We start from the raw sequence: 26,121 nt of genomic DNA, 5'->3' as shown, positions 1-26,121 counted from the left end.
ATAGGCTCAGTGTATTCAGGAATTACTACAGAAGGTGCTTCTTGTTCACCTGCAGTCCCGATAGGTTCAGTGTATTCGGGGATTTCTACAGAAGGTGCTTCCTGGTCTCCCGCTGTGCCGATAGGCTCAGTGTATTCGGGGATTTCCACGGTAGGTGCTTCTTGATCCCCAGCAGTCCCGATAGGACCAGTGTATTCAGGAATTTCCACAGTAGGTGCCTCCTGATCTCCAGCTGTACCAATAGGATTTGTGTACTCAGGAATGGTTACTACTGGAGCAGGCTCATCCCCTTTACTTGTTTGGATTTTTTCTTCCACTGGACTGGTTTCATCCTTAGGAAATACTGTTACAACAGAGCTACTTATTGTTTTTCCTTGGATAGCATAAGCTTCTATCGGATTGCCAGCTTTACGATCTGTAGTTTCAGGAATGTCTAGTTGGACCTTGTTATCCTTAATGGTTAGAACAGTTTGCTCGCCTGATGTAACAAGATGGTCATCATCGACTTTTCTGAGTAGAAGGGGATCTTTGATACCAGGGAAGGTTACAGCGACTCCATCCCAATTACCAGTTGGTAGGGTTAAGGTAACAGTCTTATCTTTGGACTTAATAGGTTCGAGGCTTGGGCTATCGAGAGACACAGATGGTGCCTTTAAGATATCAAAGGAATCAAGAGAAACTTTCTTTCGTCCTTGTGGAGAATTTGGATCTACTTTCAAAGTAAGAACATGGTCGCCATCTGCTAGATTTGTGAATTCGCCAATCAAAGCTCCTTTTTCAGTCGCTCCTGGAGTGTAGAAGTCAAGAGCTGGCATCTCTTTGCCATCCAGTGTGACAAGTGCCTTGCCTAGTGATGCCGTTTTTAATCCATAGATTCGGATACCTGTTCCAGAGAATGGAATGGTTGCAGTGGCTTCAGAAGCGAGACTAGCATCAGCGTTGATGTCAGCGTATTTTTCTGTAGAAGCATATAGTTCGGCATCGCTCCAATCCTTAAACATAGAACCATACTGGATACGAGGGTCACGGTCGTCGATTTTCTCAACAGTTGCTCCTTGGCCTGGGAAGACTTTGAAGTAATCGAGAGAAATTTTTGCACGCTCGTTTGTACGTCCTTTGTGCTCGCGCTTAACAGTGATGGTCATGAGATGAGAACCTGAAGAAAGATTTGTGTAACGTCCTATTAGTACACCTTTTTCAGTTGCTCCTGCTGTATAGAAGTCAAGTTCTCCAACAGATTTACCATCGATTGTAACGTCAGCAAGTCCCAATTGAGATGACTTGAGTCCGTAGATTTCAATACCTGGTCCATTGAATGGAATAGTTGCAGTCGCATCCTTATCGGAGTAATTTCCATTTGAGATATCGGCGTATTTCTCTGTTCCACCAAAGAGTTCTGAGTCAGCCCAGTTTCCATAAGCAGAGCCGTACTGGATACGCTTGTCACGGTCATCCATCAACTCACTGAAGGCATCGATAGAAGCAGGATCTGAAACTGGTGTTGTACGGTCCCCTAGCATAGCCTTAACGCTATAAGTATAGGCATGACTAGAATCAATTGAGCGATCGATAAAGTGAGTTTGGTTGGTGATAAACTCACGAACGCTAGGAGTTTGGCTGTTTTCATCCTTGCTTTCTCGTCGGATGACATAATGAGTTGCTCCCTCAACTGTGTTAAAGTCGAGTTCAGCTGTGACGGAATCTTTTCGAAGGGCTGATAAGCGAGTCACTCGTCCAGGGAAGTTTTCAAATGTAATGACATCACCCTTTTGAGTCGCAAGTTGGATACGGTTATCTTTGAGGCGACTAGCTTGAACTTCCTTGCCATTAATCTTGATAATACTAGATTCGATATTTGGATAGTCTACGACTAAGTCTCCACCAACATTAGAAAGGAAGGACAGCGTTTCAAGATTTTTCTCTTTCCATTTCATGCTGACTTCAAAGTTACCACGAGCGACTAAGCCTGAGACTTGCCCGTCTTTCCATGCATCTGGAAGGGCTGGTAATGGGGCAATGTAGCCTGTGTGAGACTGAAGGAGCATTTCTGCCATACCGCTGGTTGCACCAAAGTTCCCATCGATTTGGAAAGGCGCGTGCGTATCCCAGAGGTTTTCTAGAGTTGAAGATCTGAGCTGTTCTGCCAACAAACGGTGGGCGCGATTTCCATCTAAGAGACGAGCCCAGAGGTTGATTTTATTGGCTTTAGACCAACCAGTTCCACCATCTCCACGGTGGTTTAGGGTTGCGCGTGCAGCTTCTAGATATTCAGGCTGATCCTTGCCAAATAGAGTACCTGGGAAGAGTCCAACCAAATGAGAAACGTGGCGGTGATGGTTTTCGATGCCTTCGTTAGTGAATTGCGGGCTGTCTTCTTCGTACCATTCCTTGATACGGCCGTCTTGGTTGATATGAAGTGGTTTGAGCTTGTCAAATTTAGCCTTCACTTCTGTCACCAAATCTTGGTCGACCTTCAGATGATTGGCTGCTTCCATATAGTCGTGGAATAACTGCCAAACTAGAGATTGGTCAAAGGTATTCCCAATCGTGATAGTTCCATGTTCTGGCGAGTAGGATGGAGAAGAAACCCAACGGTCACTAGCCTTGTCGTAGTGCAAGAAGGAATTCCAGAACTTAGCAGTTTCCTTGAGCATTGGATAAATCTTTTCCTTAAGATAAGTTTCATCCTTGGTGAATTTGTAGTAGTCATAGACGTTCTGCATCATCCAAGCATTGGCAGCAGGAGACCAACCCCAATAGTAGTTCCAACCAGGAGTAGTCCAGCCAAATGGTGTCGCCTGAGTATGAACCAACCAACCGTTTTCTTGACCTTCTTTGGATTCGATACCTGCGTATTCTTTAGCAGCGATACGACCATAATAGCGCATGTCGTCGATATAATTGATCATTGGCTTAGCTGTTTCTGCGAGATTACTCATGTAGGCAGGCCAATAGTTCATTTGTAGGTTGACATTGAGGTGGTAGTCTGAGTTCCAAGGTGGATTATCTACAGCATTCCAGACTCCTTGCAAGTTGGCAGGGAGGGCATCTGTCCGGTTACGAGAAGAACTGATCAGTAGGTAACGTCCGTATTGGAAGAAGAGTTCTTCTAGTTTTTGCCCTTTTGTTGGATTATAGGTTTGGAGAGCTTCTTTTGTAGTTTGATTAGACTTGCTACCACCTAGGTTTAATTGAACACGATTGAAAAGACTCTGGTAATCCTTGATGTGGTCATTTTTCAGAGTCTCATAGTCTTTGGCTTTAGCAGCTTCGACGATAGATTTGACAGTCTTTTCTACATCAATATCCTTGCGGTAGTTGGTTTTCGGATTTTGAGCAAAATTAGTCTTGGCACTGAGTAGCAGTGTTGCATAACTTGCTCCCGTAACTGTCAAATAACCATCTTGAGCAGTGACTTGTCCATCTGTCTTGATACCAAGATAAGAGGCAAATTTCAGACCGTTGTCTTTGACAGTTCCCTTGAGTAAAATACCATTAGAATCAACGCTAACAGTCCCTTGTTTGTATTTAGAATTCTCCCAAGAATAATCTCCATTAGCAATCAAATCTTCAGTCAAGCTATTCCAAAGGGTAAAATCAAGCGTCTTATCTCCCTTTTTGGTCAAATGGGTAACAGTGACGTCATCTGGGTAACTAGAGAAGGTCTCTCGTTTGAAACTTGTCCCGTCTTGAGTATAGGAGGTGGTTGTGATAGCTTCAGAAATATCTAAGCCACGGTGATAGTCAGTAACATTTTCCAAGCCCTTCTTCTGGTTATTAAAGACCATGAAGATATCACCGAAGGCTAGGTAGCGACCGTATTGGGCATTGTTTGGTCCAACCAAATTTCTCTCTGCTAGTTGTTTGGCTTTTTGACGGTCACCGTCTTCTAAGGCCTTACGAATTTCGGCTAAGACTTTGTAGCGGTCCTTGTAGTTTCCTCCGTTGTAGTCTTGACTATCAGGTTGTGGGCCTCCAGACCAAAGTGTTTTTTCGTTGTACTGGATTCTTTCTTCACCGATGAGTCCGAAAACCTTGGCACCCATTTCCCCATTTCCGACTGGGAGGGCTTGTTTTTCCCATCCATCATAGGAAGGAGCAGTTGGTTGGTTGTAATGTAATTCGTAATGTTCTTGCTTGTTCACAGGAAGTTCTGGTTTCTCGCTCTCCTTATTGTCAGCAGGGGCGGTAGTAGCACTTGTCTCTGACTGACTACTAGTTTGAGGTAGTTCTGCCTCAGGGTTTGTTTGCTTTTCAGCTGATTCAGCTATAGGTTGAGTCTCTGTGTTAGAAGCAACAACTTCCTCTACTTTCGTATCCGGTTTAGCAGAGGTTTCAGTAATTGTTGCCTCACTTTCCGTAATCTCGACACCATCAGCAGCCACACCCTGTGCTGCTAAAAACACAGCTCCAAGTAAAACAGAGGCAGCTCCGACACTTAGCTTGCGGATGCTATACTTACAGGATTTTTCCCAATATCTCTTATCCACAAAATTCTCCTTTCTTAAATCTGTAAGCGCATACATTCTCTTTTAAAAAAATAAGTCTTGCAGAAATATGTGTGATTTTTTCAGATAATCTTAATATAACAAATAAACAAAACTATTGCAAGGGCTTACAAGAGAAATGGCCTTATTTTACTAAGTTTTACTAATACTCAATTGTTTTCAAAAAGCAACCTTGTTCATTGTCTGCTGACAGTGGACTTTAAAACGCCTTTTTCTAGTCCTTGAATAACTTCTTGAAGGACTAGAAAAAGGCGGCTTCTAATGTTTGGAACGCCTTATTTTTAAAGCCTCGTTTTCGAATTTCTTTCCAGACTTGTTCAACAGGGTTCATTTCTGGTGTATAAGGTGGGATAAAAGCTAACTCAATATTACTACTTGGAATCTCTAAGGTACTTGATTTATGCCATATAGCATTATCCATGACAAGTAAAATATAATCATCCGGATAAGCTTGTGAGACTTGCCGTAGAAATTCATTCATCCACTCAGTATTGCATCCTCCAGAAATAAGGAAGAAGGAATCTCCTGTCTGAGCATCTACTGCCCCATAACAATAGCGATATTCTCGCATATAATGACTATGAATGTTAGGTCGGATTCCTTGAGGAGCCCAACAAGAACTCATCTTACTGATTCTCCCGAAACCGGCTTCATCTTGGTACATCAAACGTACTTTGTTATAAGTCCCCTTCTCTTTAGAGCGCTTACTTAAGGTCTCGAATGTAGATTTTATTTTTAGACGTCTCAATTATTTGAGCGTCTGCCTTCTTGGGATGTTCAGGTCTGGGAGTGACCGTTCGCCAACCATGGCGTTTCAAGAGATAATAAAAACCATCACGTGTAGAAGTGCGACCAATCTCTTTTTGATAGGCTTCGAATAACTGATTGACAGTCACAAATTCTCCAGCCTGAGCAGCTTCTATATGACGTTTTAGAAATGCTTGTTCTTCTTCGTAAGTCATATATTCTCGATGACGTCCACCACGAGTCTCTTGAAGAAGAGCTTCTAAACCAAACTCCTTATATTTTTTCAAATTCCTCCAAACAGTTGTTTTATTACAATCTAGCAGATCCGTGATTTCCTTATAACTCTTTCCTTTTGAGCGAAAATAAATAATCTGTAGACGTTTGTGATATTTGGCGTACGATGAATCTCTCAGGAGTTTTTCAATTTTCTGTATTTCTTCGTTTGTGAGTTTCATAACTACTATTATAAGATGGTTTTTGATTTTAGTCTAGTATTACTACTAAAAAGACTCTTTATCACCTACTATTTTATGTAGTTAATAAAGAGTCTTTTTATTTAGTAGAGATAATTTCGAGTAGAATTAATTAAAGATAATAGTAGGTAAGGTGGTCAACTAATTTATAGTTTTTTTAGTATTTTACCAAATAGTTTCTCTAATTTTTTAAATCTACATAAATTGTTCTGCATGTATCGAAGTTATGAATCTTATCACCTTATTATATTCGTATTTTCTGCATAGTATCTTTTAGATAAATTCAGAAAATTAAATCAGATAAAATTATACTAATTTTGAAATATACATAGTGTTAAAGGTTTCTACTCGTTCTAATTTCTTCTCGTATCTTCATCCTTATCTTTCTCTAAAGACTATCATAGTATTTTTTGAAGGCATCAAAATATTTATCGACACTTTCTACATTATCTAATCCCGCTCCCCAACGCAAACTAGAGTCTCCTAAAATTTTATCTAATCCTTCTCCTTTCTCACCAGATGTCAAAACTCCTAAGCACCCTTCCTTAGGTACAGCAATTCCAATAAAACCGTCTCCTCCTATACGAAACATTTGGCGTGGACCACTATTAGCGACACCTACATCCACTCCCTTTAATTTGGGAAAATCCACAGATAACTCAAAATCAAAACTTGTCGGATCCAAATCATCATAAGTAATTTTTCGAATAATATAATCTTGACCAAAGTAACTATCAAGCATTGCAATTAAGACTTGATAACCCTTGCTCGTTCTAATTTCTTCTCGTATCTTCATCACTATCACTCTCTAAAGATTATCATAGTATTTTTTGAAAGCATCAAAATAATACTTAACTTCTTCAGCTTTATTTACTTGACCACCCCACTCTAATTTTTTATCTCCTAAAATCCAAAATAAACCATCTCCTCTTTCACCTGAGGTTAACTTTGCATCACCTCCATCTTTAGGAACCGCTATGCCAATAACACCAGTACCACCCATACGAAACATCTGGCGTGGACCGCTATGAGCGACACCTACATCCACTCCCTTTAATTTGGGAAAATCTACAGATAAGCGAAAATCAAAACTTGCCGGTTCCAAATCATCATAAGTGATTTTACGAATAATATAATCTTGACCGAAGTAGCTATCAAGCATTGCAATTAAGACTTGATAACCTTTGCTTGATTTGATTCTTTCTCGTATCTCTAACATCTTATTTCACCATTTTAAACCTTTCATTATTTTAAAACTTGATAACTATACGCCTTTTCCTCTTTATTTTCTTTTAGCAAAATCTACAAAACGAAATTTCTCCAATTTGTGCCGGCTTTCGGTGAACTGAAATTGGCGTCCGTCTTGGAGATAGACTTTTGACTTAATGGAAACAACATAGGGATCTTTACCAATATCCATGAGAATCTTATCTCTATCGTTACTATGGTCAATGGTGATTTCCTTTTGAGCATAGTCGATGATTAACTTCAGATCATTTTCGATATAGGAGTAGATAGATTGTTCAGCAATTTCTCTGGTTAGTTTAGGGATGAGTTCCATATCTAGATAATCAATATCCAGTACGGACACCAAATCATCTACCACTCGTTGACGAACGACCTTCCAAACCATCCGAAATTCTGGGAAGCCAGTTAATAAGGAAGTTTTTTTATCGATGATAATCTTATCTAGACTCACGACATTCGTTTTTGAGCGAAGTCCTAACTCTTGGACCAATTCTTGGTAGCTAGTTAGGTTAGACACTGGGAAATTCACAGTTTCTTCTTTAATAACCTGAGAACCCTGCCCTCTGATTTTTTTAATCAATCCCTCATCTTGGAGGAGAGCTAAGGATTTTCGAACAGTGTCACGACTCACCTGATACTGGTCCATTAGTTCGTGTTCACTAGGGAGAAAATCTCCAACAGCATAGGTTTCTTCATGAATTGCTTTTTCTATTTGTTTGTATAATTGTTGATATTTTTTCACATTTCTTCCTTTTAAAAAATTGATTGATGAGCCCTAAAAGAGTTCCTTGTATTTATTTTACCATACAAGTAACAAAAATATACAGAAAAAATCCATTACTTTTAACAAACAAGTTGCAGACAAGTTTGGCATCGATTACAATTGAATTATCAAGTCAAGGAAGTCTTGACAAATATAAGGAGATTCAAATGGGAAAATTTGAACAAGAAGCTAAAGACTTGCTAGAAGCAATCGGAGGCAAAGATAATATCACGGCAGTAACCCACTGTGCAACACGGATGCGGTTTGTTCTAGGAGATGATAAGAAGGCTAATGTTAAGGCTATCGAGTCAATTCCAGCAGTAAAAGGAACCTTTACCAATGCAGGTCAATTTCAGGTGATTATTGGGAATGATGTGCCAATTTTTTACAATGATTTTACAGCTGTTTCCGGCATTGAGGGTGTTTCTAAAGAAGCGGCTAAGTCAGCTGCTAAGAGTAATCAAAATCCAGTTCAACGTGTGATGACAACTCTGGCTGAAATCTTTACACCTATTATTCCAGCCTTGATCGTCGGAGGATTAATCCTCGGTTTCCGTAATGTTCTTGAGGGCGTGCATTGGTCAATGTTGGATGGCAAGACCATCACAGAATCCTCTCAGTTTTGGTCAGGAGTCAATCACTTCCTCTGGTTACCAGGTGAGGCCATCTTCCAGTTCTTGCCAGTAGGGATTACTTGGTCTGTTTCCCGTAAGATGGGAACCAGCCAAATCTTGGGTATTGTTCTCGGGATCTGTTTGGTTTCACCTCAGTTGCTGAATGCCTATGCGGTTGCTTCGACACCTGCATCCGAAATTGCAGCTAACTGGGTTTGGAACTTTGGTTACTTCACGGTTAATCGTATTGGTTACCAAGCTCAAGTTATCCCAGCCTTACTTGCAGGTTTGAGTCTGTCTTATCTTGAAATTTTCTGGCGTAAGCATATTCCAGAAGTGATTTCTATGATTTTTGTGCCATTTTTATCATTGATTCCGGCCTTGATTTTGGCTCATACTGTTTTGGGACCAATCGGATGGACAATTGGTCAAGGACTCTCAGCAGTTGTATTGGCAGGTTTAACTGGTCCAGTTAAGTGGCTCTTCGGTGCGATTTTTGGTGCCCTCTATGCTCCATTTGTTATCACTGGTCTTCACCACATGACCAATGCCATTGACACGCAGTTGATTGCTGATGCTGGTGGAACTGCTCTTTGGCCTATGATTGCTCTCTCAAATATTGCCCAAGGTTCAGCAGTTTTTGCCTACTATTTGATGCACCGTCGTGATGAGCGTGAAGCTCAGGTATCACTTCCTGCAACCATTTCAGCCTATCTCGGTGTAACAGAACCTGCCCTCTTTGGGGTTAACGTCAAATACATCTATCCATTTGTGGCTGGAATGATTGGTTCAGCTCTTGCAGGTATGCTTTCTGTGATATTTAATGTGACTGCTGCTTCTATCGGTATTGGTGGTTTGCCAGGTATTCTTTCTATTCAACCACAATACATGCTTCCATTTGCAGGGACCATGCTAGTTGCAATCGTTGTTCCAATGCTATTGACCTTCTTCTTCCGTAAGGCAGGACTCTTTACAAAAACAGAAGATGACACAGAATTAAAAGCAGAATTTCAAGCACAGGAAGAAGCAGAATTCCATCATCAAGAATCAACTCCTGTTGCTTCAACAAAAATTATCAGTCCACTGGAAGGACAAGTAAAAGAACTAAGTCAAGCAACAGACCCAGTCTTTGCATCAGGTGTCATGGGACAAGGTCTAGTGATTGAACCAAGCCAAGGTGAGTTGACTTCGCCAGTAAATGGTACAGTTACAGTCCTATTTCCAACTAAGCACGCCATCGGTATTGTATCTGATGAAGGTGTTGAGTTATTGATGCACATCGGCATGGACACTGTTGGTCTAGAAGGTCGTGGCTTTGAAAGTCATGTGTCTCAAGGAGACCATGTTACTGTAGGACAAAAATTGATTAGCTTTGATATGAAAGTGATCAAGGATGCAGGACTTGTGACTGAAACTCCAGTCATCATCACTAACCAAGATGCGTACACAGCGTCAATCGATGGAACTTACCCTCGAGTGATTAAACACGGGGAAGACTTGATGGTCGCCAAGCGAATCTAATACTCAATGAAAATCAAATAGCAAACTAGGAAGCTAGCCGCAGGTTGCTCAAAACACCGTTTTGAGGTTGTGGATAGAACTGACGAAGTTAGCTCAAAACACTGTTTTGAGGTTGTAGATGGAACTGACGTAGTCAGTATCCTACATATACGGTAAGGCGACGCTGACGTGGTTTGAAGAGATTTTCGAAGAGTATAAGTTTTATAGTGGATTGAAATAAGATGCGAACAGAGAGATTAGGAAAGTCAAACTAATTTCTAGAAATATTTTTAGCAGTTGTAGTGTACTGTTCTATATTCAATCTACTATAAAATGTATAGGGTTGGGATATAGCTCCCTCCCTTTTATCAAAAAGGAGAAACTATGGCTCTTGATAAAAGAAAAGTTGTCTATCAAATTTATCCAAAATCATATAAGGACACGACAGGAAATGGAATCGGTGATTTCAGAGGCATCATCGAAAAAATTCCTTATCTAGCAGAGTTGGGCGTGGATATGGTTTGGCTTAATCCTTTCTACCCAAGCCCTCAGCGAGATAATGGCTACGATATTTCAGACTATACAGCCGTCAATCCTATCTTTGGGGATATGGCTGATTTTGAAGAGATGGTCCGTGTCGGTAAAGAGCACCAGATTGACTTCATGCTAGATATGGTGCTTAACCACTGCTCAACAGAGCATGAGTGGTTCCAAAAATCATTGGCTGGTGACAAGTATTACCAAGATTTCTTCTTCATCCAGGACCAACCAACTGATTGGTTGTCTAAATTTGGTGGTTCTGCATGGTCACCTTTTGGAGAGACGGGGAAATACTATCTTCACCTCTTTGATAAGACACAGGCGGATCTTAATTGGCGTAATCCCAATGTCCGCAAGGAATTGTTCCAGGTGGTCAACTTCTGGCGTGACAAGGGTGTCAAAGGATTCCGTTTTGACGTGATTAATTTGATTGGTAAAGACGAAGTCTTGGTGGATTGCCCTGAAAACGAAGGAAAACCAGCTTATACAGATAAACCAATTGTCCATGACTATCTTCACATGATGAATGAAGCGACCTTCGGTTCTGATGATAGCTTTATGACAGTTGGAGAGATGTCCTCGACAACGATTGATAACTGTGTTCTTTATTCAGCGCCAGAGCGTCACGAATTGTCAATGGCCTTTAATTTTCACCATCTTAAAGTCGACTATGAAGATGGTCAAAAATGGACCATTGCTCCCTTTGATTTTGAAGAGCTCAAACGTCTCTATCATACATGGGGCAAGGAAATGAGTGAACGTGGTGGTTGGAGTGCCCTTTTCTGGAATAACCATGACCAACCTCGTGCTCTTAATCGCTTTGTGGATATCAAGAACTTCCGTAATGAAGGAGCGACCATGCTGGCAGCTAGCATTCACTTGTCACGTGGGACCCCTTATATCTACATGGGTGAAGAAATCGGCATGATTGATCCAGACTATGATTCTATGAAAGACTATGTAGATGTGGAATCCATCAATGCTTACCAGATGCTTTTGGATCAAGGCAAGTCACCTGAGCAAGCCTTCAAGATTATCCAAGCCAAATCACGGGATAATTCTCGTACACCAATGCAATGGGATGCTTCTGAAAATGCAGGTTTTTCAACAGGTACTCCATGGTTGAAGGTTGGTAAATCTTACAAAGAGATCAACGTTGAAAATGAAATCAACGGACCAATCTTTAAATTCTATAAAGAATTGATTCGCTTGCGTAAAGCAATGCCCATCATTTCAGAAGGAAGCTACCAGCCAGCATTTGAAGATAGTAATCAAGTCTACGCCTTTGAACGCCACTTAGACGGTCAAAAACTCTTGGTGCTCAATCATTTCTATGGAAACGAAGTTGAAGTGACAATTCCAGCAGAATATCAAGCAGGGCGCGTGCTTTTATCAAACTATGAGAATGTGGAACTTGCTGAAAAAGTAATTCTTAAACCATACCAAACGCTAGCGATTTATGTAGATTAAAATCAAGAAAGAGCCTGCTTCTAAGGAATAAAAGGGCTCTTTTTTAGCTAGCATTCATTTTTTTGAAAGCGTAACTCAAACTAGTCAGGCGTAGGACTTTATGGTATAATATAGAAGATTCAAAAAGAAACAGGAGAAATGTTATGAACCTTATTTTAGCAATTGTATTGATTCTTTTGGCTTTTCTAGGAGGAGCTCTTGGAGGTATGTACTTGGTGCGCAAGCAAATCGAAAAAGAATTTGCGGATAACCCACGTTTGAACGCAGAAGCAGTTCGTACTCTCTTGAGTGCAAACGGTCAAAAGCCAAGCGAAGCTAAAGTACAACAAGTTTACCACCAAATCATTCGCCAACAAAAAGCAGCCCTTGCTAACAATAAAAAGAAATAAATAGGAAAAGTCTGGGATGAAAGTTCCAGACTTCTCACTATGTTTGACTGATATTTAGAGACAAGACTTTTTCCTTGCATTCTATTGATAATTGATTATGATTAAGAGGGAGACAGTGGGGAGCTACCCAGTCTGTCAGCAATTTCAGAAAGAAATGAATAATAATGAACTATCAATCAGAAAAAAATACTAGAAAGAAGACTGTATGGATAATCGACCGATTGGTTTTTTGGATTCGGGCGTTGGAGGTTTGACGGTTGTACGTGAACTCATGCGCCAGCTTCCCCATGAAGAAATCGTCTATATTGGAGATTCGGCACGGGCTCCTTATGGTCCCCGTCCTGCTGAGCAGATTCGTGAATATACTTGGCAACTGGTCAACTTTCTTTTGACCAAGGATGTTAAGATGATTGTTATTGCTTGTAATACAGCAACGGCAGTCGTCTGGGAAGAGATTAAAGCTAAGTTGGATATTCCGGTGCTGGGTGTGATTTTGCCTGGTGCTTCAGCAGCTATCAAAGCGAGTCAAGGTGGGAAGATCGGTGTGATTGGAACCCCGATGACGGTAAAATCAGATATTTATCGACAAAAGATTCATGATCTAGACCCAGATTTACAAGTGGAAAGCTTGGCCTGCCCTAAGTTTGCTCCCTTGGTCGAGTCAGGTGCTCTATCGACCAGTGTGACCAAGAAAGTTGTCTATGAAACCTTGCGTCCCTTAGTCGGAAAAGTAGATAGCTTAATTTTGGGCTGTACTCATTATCCACTCCTCAGACCTATCATCCAAAATGTCATGGGGCCTAAGGTTCAGCTGATCGATAGTGGAGCTGAGTGTGTGCGTGATATTTCAGTCTTGCTCAATTACTTTGAGATTAACCGTAGCCGAGATGCGGCGCCCCTTCAACACCGTTTTTATACAACTGCAAATAGCCAAAGTTTTGCCCAGATAGGAGCAGAATGGCTGGAAAAAGAGATTCATGTGGAGCATGTAACATTATGACAAACAAAATTTATGAATACAAGGATGACCAAGACTGGTATGTTGGATCCTACAGTGTTTTTGGTGGCATTCGGACTTTGACGGATGATGAGTTAGAGTTTCCGCTATTTGATTTGGCCAAAATCTTTCGAGATGAGGAGCGAGGATTTCCACTTTCAGTCACTGTTTTACGATATGGTTCAGCCTACCGCTTACTCTCTTTTGTGGTAGATATTCTCAACCAAGAAGCGAATCGAAACTTAGAAGTCATCCAACGTCAAGGTGCCTTGCTCTTAGTTGAAAATGGACAACTTCTGCATGTAGAATTGCCTAAAGAAGGAGTCAATGTTCAAGACTTTTTCGAGACAAATAAAGTCAGAGAAACCTTGCTCATAGCGACTCGTAACGAAGGGAAGACCAAGGAATTTCGTGCGATCTTTGACAAACTTGGATATGATGTGGAAAATCTTAATGACTATCCAGATCTACCTGAAGTAGCCGAAACAGGTATGACTTTTGAAGAGAATGCTCGCCTGAAGGCTGAAACTATTTCTAAATTAACAGGCAAGATGGTTCTAGCAGATGATTCTGGACTCAAAGTCGATGTGCTTGGTGGTCTACCAGGTGTCTGGTCAGCTCGTTTCGCCGGAGTAGGGGCAACTGATCAAGAAAATAACGCCAAACTCTTGCACGAACTAGCTATGGTCTTTGAACTTAAGGACCGTTCAGCACAATTCCACACAACTTTGGTCGTGGCTAGCCCAGGTAAGGAAAGCTTGGTTGTCGAAGCTGACTGGCCAGGCTACATTAATTTTGAACCTAAGGGTGAAAATGGTTTTGGTTATGATCCACTCTTCTTAGTAGGAGAAACAGGCAAATCATCAGCTGAATTAACCCTCGAAGAAAAAAATAGTCAATCCCACCGTGCCTTAGCCGTTAAGAAACTTTTGGAGGTATTTCCATCATGGCAAAGCAAACCATCATTGTAATGAGCGACTCCCACGGAGATAGCTTAATTGTAGAAGAAATCCGTGACCGCTATCTGGGGAAAGTTGATGCCATTTTTCACGATGGTGACTCGGAACTTCGACCAGATTCACCACTCTGGGAAGGAATCCAGGTAGTCAGAGGAAACATGGACTTTTATTCAGACTATCCAGAACGTTTGGTGACTCAACTGGGTCCTACCAAGATTATCCAGACTCATGGACATTTGTTTGATATTAACTTCAATTTCCAAAAGCTTGATTTTTGGGCTCAAGAGGAAGATGCAGATATCTGTCTTTATGGGCACTTGCATGTTCCAAATGCTTGGATGGAAGGGAAGACCCTCTTTTTAAATCCTGGTTCTATTAGTCAACCACGTGGAACTATCAGAGAATGTCTCTATGCCCGTGTGGAGATTGATGATAGCTACTTTAAAGTGGACTTTTTGACACGGAACCATGAGGTCTATCCAGGCTTATCTAAGGAGTTCGCTCGATGATTGCCAAAGAGTTTGAACAGTTTTTACTGGAGCAAGAGGAAACCTTTTTGACTCCTGCTGAAAATTTGGCTGTACTCATTGATACCCACAATGCAGATCATGCAATTCTCCTCCTTAGCCAGATGACCTATACCAGAGTGCCAGTAGTTACTGATGAGAAAGAATTTGTCGGAACCATTGGACTTAGAGATATTCTGGCTTACCAGATGGAGCAGGGCTTGAGTCAGGAAGCTATGGCAGATACGGATATCGTACATATGACCAAGAAGGACGTAGCAGTTGTCAGTCCAGACTATACACTGACGGATGTTTTACATAAGTTAGTGGATGAGTCTTTCCTACCAGTCGTTGACAAGGATGGTATCTTCCAAGGCATTATCACACGGAAGTCTATCCTTAAGGCTGTCAATGCTCTCTTGCATGATTTTAGTAAGGAATATGAGATTCGAAGCAAATGAGAGAAGGAATTTCAGCATTTTTAGAAGAAAAACAAGGTTTGTCTGTAAATTCTAAGCAATCCTATAAGTACGACTTGGAGCAGTTTTTAGATTTGATTGGAGAACGAATCTCTGAGACAAGTTTAAAAATCTACCAAGCTCAACTATCTCAGTTTAAAATCAGTGCCCAAAAGCGTAAGGTTTCTGCTTGCAATCAATTTCTTTACTTTTTATACCAAAAGGGGGAAATTGCTACCTTTCATCGTTTAGAATTGCCGAAACAGGCTGAGAAAAAGCAAGTTCAGTCAGAACTTTTAGACCTCAGTTCTTTCTGGCAAGAAAGTACCTATCCGGAGGGACGCTTGTTGGCCTTACTGATAGTTGAATTGGGCCTCTTACCAAGTGAAATTCTAGCCTTAAAAACAAGTGATGTGAACCTAGATTTTCAAGTGTTGAGAGTCAATAAAGCTTCTCAACAAAGAATCTTGAGCCTTCCTACAAACCTGCTTGCGGAGTTAGAACCCTTGATGGGACAGACCTACCTCTTTGAAAAAGCTGGGAAGCCATACTCTCGTCAATGGGCCTTTCGTCAGTTAGAAGCCTTTCTAAAGGAAAAAGGTTTTTCAGACTTATCTGCCCAAGGATTGAGAGAACAGTTTATATTAAGACAAATCGAAGAAAAGGTTGACTTGTACGAAATCGCTAAAAAATTAGGATTAAAGACAGTCATGACCTTGGAAAAATATAGATAATGGATATTAAATTAAAAGATTTTGAAGGGCCTTTGGATCTTCTCTTGCACTTGGTTTCAAAGTACCAGATGGATATCTATGATGTACCGATTACAGAGGTTATCGAGCAATATTTAGCCTATATCTCGACATTACAAGCTATGCGTTTGGAAGTCGCAGGTGAGTACATGGTCATGGCTAGTCAACTCATGCTGATCAAGAGTCGCAAGCTCTTGCCGAAGGTTGCAGAAGTGACAGACCTAGAGGATGACCTTGAGCAGGATCTCCTTTCTCAAATCGAAGAATACCGCAAGTTTAAACTTTTGGGAGAGCAGTTGGAAGTGAAACACCAAGAGCGAGCTCAATATTACTCAAAAGCACCGACAGAGTTAATTTACGAGGATGCTGAACTTGTGCATGATAAGACGACGATTGATCTTTTCTTAGCCTTTTCAAACTTGCTTTCCAAGAAAAAGGAAGAATTCTCGCAAAATCATACAACCATTCTACGAGATGAGTATAAGATTGAGGATATGATGGTTATCGTCCGAGAAGCCTTGGTTGAAGGTGAGCAATTATGCTTGCAAGATTTGTTTAAAGAAACCAAGGATTTACAAGAGGTCATCACACTCTTTTTAGCAACCTTGGAGTTGATTAAAACCCAAGAAATTCTCTTAATTCAAAAAGAGAGCTTTGGAGATATCTATCTCCTGAAAAAGAATGAGGAAAATCAAGTAGAGCAGAGTCGATCTTGATAGAGAGGAAATATGAGTACTTTAGCAGAAATAGAAGCGCTCTTGTTTGTAGCAGGCGAAGAGGGGATTAGGATTCGCCAGTTGGCTGAGCTCCTATCGCTTCCACCGACTGGTATCCAGCAAAGCTTAGAAAAATTAGCCAAAAAGTATGAAAAAGACCAGGATTCTAGTCTAGCCCTGATTGAGACAGGTGGTGCCTACAGATTGGTAACCAAGCCTCAATTTGCAACCGTTTTGAAAGAATACTCTAAGGCACCCATCAACCAGAGCCTATCTCGAGCTGCCCTTGAAACCTTGTCCATCATTGCTTACAAGCAGCCTATCACACGGATAGAAATTGATGCCATTCGTGGGGTTAACTCGAGTGGGGCTTTGGCAAAGTTGCAGGCTTTTGACTTGATTAAAGAAGACGGGAAAAAAGAAGTGTTGGGTCGCCCCAACCTCTATGTGACTACGGATTATTTCCTGGATTACATGGGAATAAACCATTTGGAAGAATTGCCAGTGATAGATGAGCTTGATATTCAAGCACAAGAAAGCCAACTATTTGGTGAAAGGATAGAAGAAGATGAGAATCAATAAATATATTGCCCACGCAGGTGTGGCCAGTAGGAGAAAAGCAGAAGAGTTGATCAAGCAAGGATTGGTGACGGTTAACGGCCAAGTGGTGCGTGAATTAGCAACGACTATCAAGTCAGGCGACAAGGTTGAAGTTGAAGGACAACCCATCTATAACGAAGAAAAGGTTTACTATCTGCTCAATAAACCACGCGGAGTGATTTCCAGTGTGACAGATGACAAGGGTCGTAAGACAGTTGTTGACCTTTTGCCCAATGTGAAAGAGCGTATCTATCCTGTGGGGCGTTTGGACTGGGATACGTCTGGAGTCTTGATTTTGACCAATGATGGGGATTTTACAGATGAGATGATTCACCCTCGTAATGAGATTGACAAGGTCTATGTTGCACGTGTGAAAGGGATTGCCAACAAAGAAAATCTTCGTCCCTTGACTCGAGGGGTTGAGATTGATGGCAAGAAAACCAAGCCAGCTGTTTATGAGATTCTTAAAGTGGATCCAGTTAAAAACCGTTCAGTTGTACAGTTGACAATCCATGAGGGACGCAATCACCAGGTCAAAAAAATGTTTGAAGCGGTTGGTCTCCAAGTAGATAAACTCTCTCGAACTCGTTTTGGTCATCTAGACTTGACAGGACTTCGTCCAGGAGAATCACGCCGTCTCAATAAAAAAGAAATCAGCCAACTACACACCATGGCTGTAACCAATAATAAATAATGAAAAAAATCTTAATTGCGCCAGTGCGGTTTTACCAACGCTTTATCTCGCCGGCTTTTCCACCTTCTTGCAGATTTGAGCCTAGTTGTTCAAACTATATGATTCAGGCTATTGAAAAACATGGATTCAAGGGAGTTTTGATGGGCTTGGCTAGGATATTACGTTGCCATCCTTGGTCTGAAACGGGTAAAGATCCAGTACCAGACTACTTTTCATTAAAGCGAAATACAAGAGAAGAAGGATCACATTTGTGATTCTTTTATTGTTATAAGAGTAAGTTACTTGGTAAAATGTTGATTTCCACTACCTTTCTCCTATAAAAAGTGGTAAAATGGTTGAAAGAAAGAAGGGATAGAAATGACAACATTATTTTCTAAAATCAAAGAAGTAACAGAACTTTCCGCTATCTCAGGTCATGAAGCACCTGTTCGCGCTTATCTTCGTGAAAAATTAACACCTCACGTGGATGAAGTTGTGACTGATGGCTTGGGTGGTATTTTTGGGGTTAAACACTCAGAAGTTGAAAATGCACCTCGTGTCTTGGTAGCCTCTCACATGGATGAAGTTGGTTTCATGGTTAGTGAAATCAAAGCAGACGGTACCTTCCGAGTAGTCAGCATTGGTGGTTGGAACCCTATGGTTGTCAGCAGCCAACGTTTTAAACTCTTCACTCGCCAAGGCTGTGAGATTCCAGTAATTTCAGGTTCAGTTCCTCCACATTTGACTCGTGGCACAGGTGGACCAACCATGCCAGCTATTTCAGATATCGTTTTTGATGGTGGTTTTGCAGATAAGGCTGAGGCTGAAAGTTTTGGTATCCGTCCTGGAGATACAATTGTTCCAGATAGTAGCGCAATCTTAACTGCTAATGAAAAAAATATCATTTCAAAAGCATGGGATAACCGTTACGGTGTGCTCATGGTTAGCGAGTTGGCTGAAAACTTGTCAGGCCAAAAACTAGGAAATGAACTTTACCTTGGTGCTAACGTCCAAGAAGAAGTTGGACTTCGTGGTGCCCATGCATCTACAACAAAATTTGATCCAGAAGTATTCCTTGCTGTGGATTGTTCACCAGCAGGTGATGTTTATGGTGGTCAAGGGAAGATTGGTGATGGAACCTTGATTCGTTTCTATGATCCAGGTCACTTGCTTCTCCCAGGCATGAAGGACTTCCTTTTGACAACTGCTGAAGAAGCTGGAATCAAATACCAATACTATTGTGGAAAAGGTGGTACAGATGCAGGAGCAGCTCATTTGAAAAATGGTGGTGTTCCATCTACAACGATCGGTGTCTGCGCTCGTTATATCCACTCTCACCAAACACTTTATGCCATGAATGACTTCTTAGAAGCTCAAGCTTTCCTACAAGCCTTGGTTAAAAAATTAGATCGCTCTACTGTAGATTTGATTAAAAACTATTAAACAGAAAAGATGGAGGTGATAGGTATGGAAGAACCAAACCTAGAAATCTTGATACGGGACCTTTACAATCATGCCCGTCAAAACTTGAGTGAAGATTTAGTGGCTGCACTCCTAGAGACTGCTAAGCAGTTGCCCAGCACCAATGAACGCTTGCTTGCAGTCCGACTTTCAGGGCTAGTCACACTTGAACTTCTCAAGAATCCTAGAACACCTGCGCCAGAGTTAGTCAATCTGGCCAGCTTTATCCAAAAGGAAGAAGCTAGGTACAAGGGCGCAGCTGCCTCTTCCATTATGATTGGAGAACTATTTAAAATGCTTTGATTCGTTCGAATCAAAGCATTTTTTTATCTTATACTCTTCGAAAATCAAATTCAAACCACGTCAGCTTCACCTTGCCGTACTCAAGTACAGCCTGCGGCTAGCTTCCTAGTTTGCTCTTTGATTTTCATTGAGTATTAAATTTGTTCAGCCAAAACTTTTTCAGCAAGGTTCATAGCGTGGTCTGACACGCGAGTATAGTGTGAAATAATGTCGATAAAGTTGACACCTGCTTGGGTAGAACATTCACCGTTGTTGAGGCGTTTGATGTGTGTCTTACGAAGGACGCGTTCCATCTTGTTGATGGCTTCATGGCGTTCAATAAGAGATTGAGCTTTTTCAAGGTCATTGTTTTCAACACTCTCAAGAGCATCTTTAACGAAATCGCTTGTTTGACGGTAAATATCTTCCAACTCTTCTAGGGCTGAGTTAGAGAATTGAACATTCTTGCGTTGCAAGTAGTCGTTAAGATTAATCAAAGCTTCAGCGTGGTCACCGATACGTTCCAAGTCACGAGAAGAGTCAAGAATGTTTGTTAGGACCTCGCTCTCTTTTTGACTCAAAGCTTCACTAGAAAGAGTAATGAGGTAGCGCGTTAATTTCTCATCGATTGTATTGATAGCTTCTTCAGTCTTGTGTCCTTTTTCTGCGACTTTTTCATTAGAATTGATGATGTAGTCGTAAGAAAGGTCAAATGCTTTTACAGCATAGTTTCCTAAGTGCAAGAGTTCTTTCTTGGCATTTCCTAGGGCGATAGAAGGAGCTTGCTTGATGAGTTGTTCATCCAAGTAAAGAGGTTCGTATTTTACAACTTCGTCTTCACCAGGGATTAGCTTAGTAACAAAGTAAGCCAGAGCACCGATGAATGGGAATTGTACAATGGTGTTACTTACGTTAAAGGCACCGTGTGAGAAGGCAATCGTCATCTCAGGTGAGAGGTGAAGTAGTGCCTGGAAGTACTCGATCATCGAAGTGAATGGGCCTAACAAGATTAAGCAGAGGATAGTTCCTAAAACGTTAAAGGTAACGTGTGTTGCTGCAACTCGTTTAGCAGAAATATTTGCTCCGGCTGCTGCGATAATAACCGTTAAGGTTGTACCGATATTATCTCCGAATAGGACTGGTAGTGCCCCTTTGAGGTCGAGGAATCCACCTGCATAGAGACCTTGTAGAATCCCGATGGTTGCAGAAGATGCCTGAATCAGAACGGTAATAACAGCACCAGCCACAACTCCCAAGATAGGATTTTGACCCAAGGTAATCATGTATTCCTTGAACTGAGGCAAGTCTTTAAGAGGGCTCATCCCAGCACTAATGAGGTTGAGAGCATAGAAGATACCACCCACACCAAAAAGGATACGTCCAATATTATTTGCAGTACGGTTTTTTGTAAAGAATAAGAACATGGTTCCAAGGAAAATCAAGGGAAGGGCATACTCACCAAGTTTGAAACCGATGATGAAGGACGTTACGGTCGTTCCAATATTGGCTCCCATGATAATCCCGATGGCCTGTCTAAGGGTGAGGAGACTAGCACTAACCAGTCCAACCGTAATAACCGTTACACCTGTACTTGACTGGATGAGGGCAGTGACGACAATCCCCACTAAGACCCCTAAGAAGGGATTACTTGTGTATTTGTCAATGTAATAACGAAGGCGATCTCCAGCAGCTTGTTGCAAACCGTCTCCCATGGTCTTGATACTATATAAAAATAGTCCCAGACCACCTAAAAAGTGAAAAATAATTTCCTGCCAATTAATGGACATTTTCTTTTTCCTCCGAAAAATAATCGCGGAATTTCTCCCATTCTATTTTAAAGGATAAAAGTAAATCTAACAAGTAGTAAATGCTCTTTTTTTAGAAAAATGTTGATTTTATTCGAAAAATGGCAGATGATTGTCTAATTTATATTAATTCTTCACTTCTTTATAGTTCTTAAAGGGCTAGTGTTGACTCTTTTTCTAAATATCGTAAAATAAAAATGACCTGTTCTGTGTATTTTTGGAACAGCTACTTTTTTAATTCAAAAATAAAGCGCTTACTTTCAGGAGAAAGTCAAAGGAGAAAAAGATGAAGAATCCATTTTTTGAAAAACGTTGTCGCTATAGTATTCGAAAATTGTCAGTGGGTGCCTGCTCATTGATGATTGGTTCAGTTCTATTTGCAGGTCCAGCTTTGGCTGAAGAGTCTGTCGTTCCAGAAAATGGGACAACAACTACAGCAGTAGTTTCAGAGCAACCGTCAACCACTACTCCAGCAGAAGCAACTACACCAGCACCAGAAGTATTGAAAGAGCTAGAAGCGAGGGAAGACAAGGTTAGTGAACAACCTATTTCAGAAGAAAAACCAACCATGGACCAATTGACTGCAGGTGATAAGGAAGTAGCTAGCCCGGTTGCTGAAGCGCCAAAGGCTGAAGAGGCACCTGTAGCTACAGAAAATAAGGCTGAAGAGAAAGCAACTGTCTCAGACGTTCCTAAGAATGAAGAAAAAAGTCTTCGACCAAAAGAAATTAAATTTGACACTTGGGAAGATTTGTTGAAATGGGAACCAGGTGCTCGCGAAGACGATGCTATTAACCGCTCTTCAGTAGAACTAGCCAAGCGCTATCGTGGATATGTGGTTAACGAAAAAGCTAATAAGGACGCTAAGGTTGAAGCTCTTGCTAACACTAACTCTAAGGCTAAAGACCACGCTTCTGTAGGTGGTGAAGAGTTTAAAGCCTATGCTTTTGACTACTGGCAATACTTGAATTCAATGGTCTTCTGGGAAGGGCTCGTTCCAACTCCGGACGTGATTGATGCTGGTCACCGTAATGGTGTCCCTGTATTGGGTACACTCTTCTTCAACTGGTCTAACAGTATTGCAGACCAAGAAAAATTCGCTGCAGCCCTTCAACAAGACGAAGACGGAACATTCCCTATCGCTCGCAAGTTGGTTGATTTGGCCAAATATTATGGATTTGATGGCTACTTTATCAATCAAGAAACAACAGGTGATATCGTAACACCTCTTGGTAAGAAAATGCGTGACTTCATGCTTTATACCAAGGAATATGCTGCCAAAGTCAACCATCCTGTCAAGTATTCATGGTACGATGCCATGACCTATGAATATGGTCGTTATCACGAAGATGGACTAGGCGAGTACAACTATCCATTCATGCAAAAAGAAGGAGACAAGGTTCCTGCAGATCACTTCTTTGCCAACTTTAACTGGACTAAAGAGAAAAATGATTACTCTGTAGCTATGGCCAAATGGCTAGAACGCAGTCAGTATGATGTTTTTGCAGGTTTGGAATTGCAACAAGGTGGTTCTTACAAGACAAAAGTGAAATGGGATGCCCTTTTTGATGAGAATGGCAAACTTCGCTTATCACTTGGACTTTTTGCCCCAGATACTATCACGAGCCTTGGGAAAACAGGTGAAGACTATCATAAGAATGAAAATATCTTCTTCACAGGTTACCAAGGAGATCCAACTGGTCAAAAACCAGATGACAAGGACTGGTACGGGATTGCTAACCTCGTAGCTGACCGTACACCAGCAGTAGGCCGTACCTTTACAACATCCTTTAATACAGGACATGGTAAAAAGTGGTTTGTAGACGGTAAAGTTTCTAAGGATTCTGAATGGAACTATCGTTCTGTATCAGGTATCTTGCCTACATGGCGTTGGTGGCAAACATCTTCAGCTGCTAAACTCCAAGCTGACTATGACTTTGAAGATGCCTACAATGGCGGTAACTCACTCAAATTTGCGGGTGATTTAGCCGAAAATACCAACCAAGATGTTCGTCTTTACTCTACAAAACTGGAAGTAACAGATAAAACGAAACTTCGTGTTGCTCATAAAGGTGGTAAGGGAAGCAAGGTTTATGTAGAATTTGCGACTCAGAAAAACTATACTTATGGTGGAGAGAATGCTCGTAAAGAACTGACTCTATCTGACGATTGGACAAAAGATGAATTTGACTTGAGTGCCTTGGCAGGTAAGACAATTTATGGCATCAAGCTTACTTTTGAAAATACTGCTGCCCTTAAGGATTATCAATTTAACTTGGGTGAGTTGACTGTAACAGATAATCAAGAGGCTCCTCAAGCACCAACAGCTCTAAAAGTAGCTAAGCAATCTCTGAAAAATGCCCAAGAAGCAGAAGCTATTGTCCAATTTACTGGAAATAAAGATGCTGATTTCTATGAAGTTTATGAGAAGGATGGCGATGCTTGGCGCCTATTGACAGGCTCATCTGCCACTACTATCTACCTACCAAAAGTTAGCCGTTCAGCTAGTGCAACTGGTACTAGTCAAGAGTTGAAGGTTGTCGCAGTTGGTAAGAATGGTCTTCGTTCTGAAGCTGCAACCACAAACTTTGACTGGGGAATGACTGTCCAAGACACAAGTCTTCCAAGACCACTAGCAGAAAATATCGTTCCAGGAGCGACTGTTATTGGAAGTACCTTCCCAAATACAGAAGGCGGAGAAGGCATCGAAGGTATGTTGAATGGTACAATCACCAGCCTATCTGACAAATGGTCTTCTGCTCAGTTGAGTGGTAGCGTTGATATTCGATTGACACAACCACGCCGTGTTGTTAGATGGGTCATGGACCATGCAGGTGCTGGTGGAGAATCTGTTAATGACGGCTTGATGAATACGAAGGACTTCGACCTCTACTACAAGGATGAAGCTGGAGAATGGAAACTAGCTAAAGCAGTTCGTGGCAATAAAGCCCATGTTTCAGATATTACTCTTGATAGTCCAATTACGGCCCAAGACTGGCGTTTGAATGTTATCACATCTGACAATGGAACACCATGGAAAGCTATCCGTATCTACAACTGGAAGATGTATGAAGCTCTTGATACGGAGAGCCAAAACATTCCAATGGCTAAAGTTGCAGCGCGTGTTCTGACAGACAATAAGATTCAACTTGGATTCTCAGAAGTTCCTCCTGGAGCAACAATTACAGTCTATGACAAGGCAGATTCACAAACTCCAATCGCTACCTTAAATACAGCAGTTGGAGGAGATTTGGCGACAGATCCATTGAGCTTTGAAAAACGTCCAAGCCTTCTTTACTATCGTACACAATTGCCAGGGAAAGAAATCAGTAATACTCTTGCTGTAACAATTCCTCAGGATGAAAGAAAGATTAAGGCTGTCAGTCTAGAAGTAGCACCTAAAAAGACGACTTACCAAGATGGTGAGGAATTGAATCTTAAAGGTGGTCTTCTCCGTGTCAAATACGAAGGTGAAGAATCAGATGAAGTCATCAACCTTAGTCATGCAGGAGTTACTGTTAATGGCTACGAAGCTCACCATCATGGCGAACAAGAGTTAACAGTAACCTATCTTGGTCTTCCAGTTGCAGGAAGCTTCAAGGTTCAAGTGACAGGTGAAGAAGCTGGTCCAAAAGAAGTAGCTGCCTTGTATATTAGCAAGCAACCGAAAATTGATTACTTTGTAGGCGATGCTCTTGACTTATCAGAAGGACGCTTCAAGGTCTTGTATGATGATGAAACTGAGGCAGAACATAGCTTTACAGACGAGGGTGTCGAAATTACAGGTTATGATGCTCAAAAAACAGGCCGTCAAAAACTTCAGTTGCATTATCAAGGACAAACTGTCGAATTTGATGTTCTAGTATCACCTAAGGCAGCCATTAACGACGAATATCTGAAACAAGAAATCACGTCTGCTCAAGGACGCAAAGAAACATTAGCTTATACATTTGCGGATGCAGCAAAACAAGCAGCTCTTGTTGAGAAGCTTGCTGCAGCAAAAGCTATCTTAGAAAATCATGATGCTAGTCAAGAAGCAGTCAACCAGGCCTTGAATGACTTGAAACAAGCTGGTACTGAATTGGATGGCAATCAACGTTATCAAACTGCTAGAGAAGAATTGGAAAGCTTGCTCGAATCCGTCATTGAAAAAGATCCTCAATCTGAGTTGATTACGAAAGCTGAAGCTTTGTTATCTTCACAAACGCCAACTCCAGAAGCATTTGCCAACCTCAAGGAAGAACTCAATAAAAAACTCCTTGTTAAAGAAAGCCATCATGTAGGTAGTTTAGAAGATGAAACTGCGCCAACAGTTGAAGCACTACCTGAGTTAGTGGTTGAGACAGAAACTCAAGCCTTCGAGCATCAAGAACGTCCGTCAGGAGACCTCTTGTTGGGTGAACGTCGAGTCGTTCAGGCTGGTGCAGAAGGACAAATCCGTCATCTGATTGAAGTAGATGCCAAAGGTAACCGTACTCTTCTTCAGACAGAAGTAGTTAAGGAAGCTGTGGCTGAGATTGTTGAAGTTGGTACTAAGGTAGAAAGTAGTGTGCAACCATTGGACGGTTCTGGGAATCTTGTTCTCGAAAAACTAGAATTGGAAGTGAAAGAAGAAGCCGTAGCTTTCAATCACCAAGAGCGTCCAACAGCAGATCTTTTA

At 41.3% G+C, this 26,121-nt stretch carries 20 protein-coding genes and 1 pseudogene; 15 read left to right on the top strand and 6 right to left on the bottom strand.

Going from position 1 to position 26,121, the window contains the following annotated elements; all coding sequences use genetic code 11:
• From QM928_RS09175 to treR, 5 genes and pseudogenes are all read right to left on the bottom strand, one after another.
• Positions 1-4,490, bottom strand: a 4,490-nt coding sequence (locus QM928_RS09175; RefSeq protein WP_414295084.1) for an SIALI-17 repeat-containing surface protein, incomplete at its 3' end; no start/stop codon positions are given.
• A gap of 194 nt (positions 4,491-4,684) precedes the next feature.
• Positions 4,685-5,710: pseudogene (locus tag QM928_RS09170) on the bottom strand (IS630 family transposase).
• A 406-nt stretch (positions 5,711-6,116) separates the two neighbouring features.
• Positions 6,117-6,524 carry a hypothetical protein gene (locus tag QM928_RS09165; RefSeq protein ID WP_414295095.1) on the bottom strand — a complete coding sequence of 136 codons (408 nt, stop codon included), beginning with the start codon at positions 6,522-6,524 and terminating at the stop codon, positions 6,117-6,119.
• A gap of 12 nt (positions 6,525-6,536) precedes the next feature.
• A complete protein-coding gene (locus QM928_RS09160; RefSeq protein ID WP_248034832.1) occupies positions 6,537-6,947 on the bottom strand; it encodes a hypothetical protein in 411 nt (136 codons plus the stop codon).
• A gap of 63 nt (positions 6,948-7,010) precedes the next feature.
• On the bottom strand, positions 7,011-7,718 hold the full coding sequence (treR, locus tag QM928_RS09155) for a trehalose operon repressor (RefSeq protein WP_414295085.1): 708 nt from the start codon (positions 7,716-7,718) through the stop codon (positions 7,011-7,013).
• Positions 7,719-7,906: 188 nt separating this feature from the next.
• On the opposite strand from treR, the gene treP reads away from it, so the two are divergent.
• The 14 genes from treP to QM928_RS09085 all read left to right on the top strand — a co-directional run bounded on the left by treP (position 7,907) and on the right by QM928_RS09085 (position 19,677).
• Complete coding sequence (gene treP / locus QM928_RS09150; protein WP_414295086.1) at positions 7,907-9,874, top strand: PTS system trehalose-specific EIIBC component; 1,968 nt, start codon at positions 7,907-7,909, stop codon at positions 9,872-9,874.
• A 363-nt stretch (positions 9,875-10,237) separates the two neighbouring features.
• Positions 10,238-11,863 (top strand): alpha,alpha-phosphotrehalase, encoded by a 1,626-nt coding sequence (gene treC / locus QM928_RS09145; protein WP_414295087.1) that lies wholly within the window; start codon positions 10,238-10,240, stop codon positions 11,861-11,863.
• Positions 11,864-12,006: 143 nt separating this feature from the next.
• Positions 12,007-12,252 carry a YneF family protein gene (locus tag QM928_RS09140; RefSeq protein WP_001048970.1) on the top strand — a complete coding sequence of 82 codons (246 nt, stop codon included), beginning with the start codon at positions 12,007-12,009 and terminating at the stop codon, positions 12,250-12,252.
• Positions 12,253-12,457: 205 nt separating this feature from the next.
• Positions 12,458-13,252: a glutamate racemase gene (gene racE, locus QM928_RS09135; RefSeq protein WP_049503242.1), complete on the top strand. Its 795-nt coding sequence runs from the start codon at positions 12,458-12,460 to the stop codon at positions 13,250-13,252.
• Entirely contained in the window at positions 13,249-14,220 is a 972-nt protein-coding gene (locus tag QM928_RS09130) for a nucleoside-triphosphate diphosphatase (RefSeq protein ID WP_061863415.1), read from the top strand. Before racE ends, QM928_RS09130 begins: the two co-directional genes overlap by 4 nt.
• Positions 14,196-14,717, top strand: coding sequence for a metallophosphoesterase (locus tag QM928_RS09125; RefSeq protein ID WP_004251713.1), 522 nt, complete (start codon positions 14,196-14,198; stop codon positions 14,715-14,717). Before QM928_RS09130 ends, QM928_RS09125 begins: the two co-directional genes overlap by 25 nt.
• Positions 14,714-15,175, top strand: coding sequence for a cyclic-di-AMP-binding protein CbpB (cbpB, locus tag QM928_RS09120; RefSeq protein ID WP_153224879.1), 462 nt, complete (start codon positions 14,714-14,716; stop codon positions 15,173-15,175). The genes QM928_RS09125 and cbpB overlap by 4 nt, the downstream gene beginning before the upstream one ends.
• Positions 15,172-15,906, top strand: coding sequence for a site-specific tyrosine recombinase XerD (gene xerD, locus QM928_RS09115; RefSeq protein WP_414295088.1), 735 nt, complete (start codon positions 15,172-15,174; stop codon positions 15,904-15,906). Before cbpB ends, xerD begins: the two co-directional genes overlap by 4 nt.
• Positions 15,906-16,640 (top strand): segregation/condensation protein A, encoded by a 735-nt coding sequence (locus tag QM928_RS09110; protein ID WP_414295089.1) that lies wholly within the window; start codon positions 15,906-15,908, stop codon positions 16,638-16,640. Before xerD ends, QM928_RS09110 begins: the two co-directional genes overlap by 1 nt.
• Positions 16,641-16,652: 12 nt before the next feature.
• Entirely contained in the window at positions 16,653-17,222 is a 570-nt protein-coding gene (scpB, locus tag QM928_RS09105) for an SMC-Scp complex subunit ScpB (RefSeq protein WP_414295090.1), read from the top strand.
• Positions 17,209-17,934, top strand: coding sequence for a pseudouridine synthase (locus QM928_RS09100; RefSeq protein ID WP_016466836.1), 726 nt, complete (start codon positions 17,209-17,211; stop codon positions 17,932-17,934). The genes scpB and QM928_RS09100 overlap by 14 nt, the downstream gene beginning before the upstream one ends.
• Positions 17,934-18,188: a membrane protein insertion efficiency factor YidD gene (yidD, locus tag QM928_RS09095; protein WP_000721871.1), complete on the top strand. Its 255-nt coding sequence runs from the start codon at positions 17,934-17,936 to the stop codon at positions 18,186-18,188. The genes QM928_RS09100 and yidD overlap by 1 nt, the downstream gene beginning before the upstream one ends.
• Positions 18,189-18,291: 103 nt before the next feature.
• On the top strand, positions 18,292-19,356 hold the full coding sequence (gene pepA, locus QM928_RS09090; protein ID WP_414295091.1) for a glutamyl aminopeptidase: 1,065 nt from the start codon (positions 18,292-18,294) through the stop codon (positions 19,354-19,356).
• Between the two features lie 24 nt (positions 19,357-19,380).
• Positions 19,381-19,677 carry a bacteriocin immunity protein gene (locus tag QM928_RS09085; RefSeq protein ID WP_414295092.1) on the top strand — a complete coding sequence of 99 codons (297 nt, stop codon included), beginning with the start codon at positions 19,381-19,383 and terminating at the stop codon, positions 19,675-19,677.
• A 134-nt stretch (positions 19,678-19,811) separates the two neighbouring features.
• On the opposite strand, the gene QM928_RS09080 is transcribed toward QM928_RS09085, so the two are convergent.
• Complete coding sequence (locus QM928_RS09080; protein ID WP_414295093.1) at positions 19,812-21,443, bottom strand: Na/Pi cotransporter family protein; 1,632 nt, start codon at positions 21,441-21,443, stop codon at positions 19,812-19,814.
• Positions 21,444-21,747: 304 nt separating this feature from the next.
• Here QM928_RS09080 and QM928_RS09075 point away from each other — a divergent pair.
• Positions 21,748-26,121: endo-beta-N-acetylglucosaminidase (locus QM928_RS09075; protein WP_414295094.1), on the top strand; the 4,374-nt coding region annotated here is incomplete at its 3' end.

This window comes from Streptococcus infantis (assembly GCF_047460405.1).
GTDB lineage: Bacteria > Bacillota > Bacilli > Lactobacillales > Streptococcaceae > Streptococcus > Streptococcus infantis_Q.
This window is presented reverse-complemented; position numbering and strand designations above follow the sequence as displayed.

Bases quoted from the DNA above. Each gene is read 5' to 3' on its own strand.
- xerD (WP_414295088.1), top strand. From the start codon at position 15,172: ATGAGAGAAGGAATTTCAGCATTTTTAGAAGAAAAACAAGGTTTGTCT.
- QM928_RS09080 (WP_414295093.1), bottom strand. From the start codon at position 21,443: ATGTCCATTAATTGGCAGGAAATTATTTTTCACTTTTTAGGTGGTCTG.
- QM928_RS09100 (WP_016466836.1), top strand. From the start codon at position 17,209: ATGAGAATCAATAAATATATTGCCCACGCAGGTGTGGCCAGTAGGAGA.
- yidD (WP_000721871.1), top strand. From the start codon at position 17,934: ATGAAAAAAATCTTAATTGCGCCAGTGCGGTTTTACCAACGCTTTATC.
- QM928_RS09140 (WP_001048970.1), top strand. From the start codon at position 12,007: ATGAACCTTATTTTAGCAATTGTATTGATTCTTTTGGCTTTTCTAGGA.
- treC (WP_414295087.1), top strand. From the start codon at position 10,238: ATGGCTCTTGATAAAAGAAAAGTTGTCTATCAAATTTATCCAAAATCA.
- scpB (WP_414295090.1), top strand. From the start codon at position 16,653: ATGAGTACTTTAGCAGAAATAGAAGCGCTCTTGTTTGTAGCAGGCGAA.
- QM928_RS09160 (WP_248034832.1), bottom strand. From the start codon at position 6,947: ATGTTAGAGATACGAGAAAGAATCAAATCAAGCAAAGGTTATCAAGTC.
- QM928_RS09110 (WP_414295089.1), top strand. From the start codon at position 15,906: ATGGATATTAAATTAAAAGATTTTGAAGGGCCTTTGGATCTTCTCTTG.
- cbpB (WP_153224879.1), top strand. From the start codon at position 14,714: ATGATTGCCAAAGAGTTTGAACAGTTTTTACTGGAGCAAGAGGAAACC.
- racE (WP_049503242.1), top strand. From the start codon at position 12,458: ATGGATAATCGACCGATTGGTTTTTTGGATTCGGGCGTTGGAGGTTTG.
- pepA (WP_414295091.1), top strand. From the start codon at position 18,292: ATGACAACATTATTTTCTAAAATCAAAGAAGTAACAGAACTTTCCGCT.
- QM928_RS09085 (WP_414295092.1), top strand. From the start codon at position 19,381: ATGGAAGAACCAAACCTAGAAATCTTGATACGGGACCTTTACAATCAT.
- treP (WP_414295086.1), top strand. From the start codon at position 7,907: ATGGGAAAATTTGAACAAGAAGCTAAAGACTTGCTAGAAGCAATCGGA.
- QM928_RS09130 (WP_061863415.1), top strand. From the start codon at position 13,249: ATGACAAACAAAATTTATGAATACAAGGATGACCAAGACTGGTATGTT.
- QM928_RS09165 (WP_414295095.1), bottom strand. From the start codon at position 6,524: ATGAAGATACGAGAAGAAATTAGAACGAGCAAGGGTTATCAAGTCTTA.
- QM928_RS09125 (WP_004251713.1), top strand. From the start codon at position 14,196: ATGGCAAAGCAAACCATCATTGTAATGAGCGACTCCCACGGAGATAGC.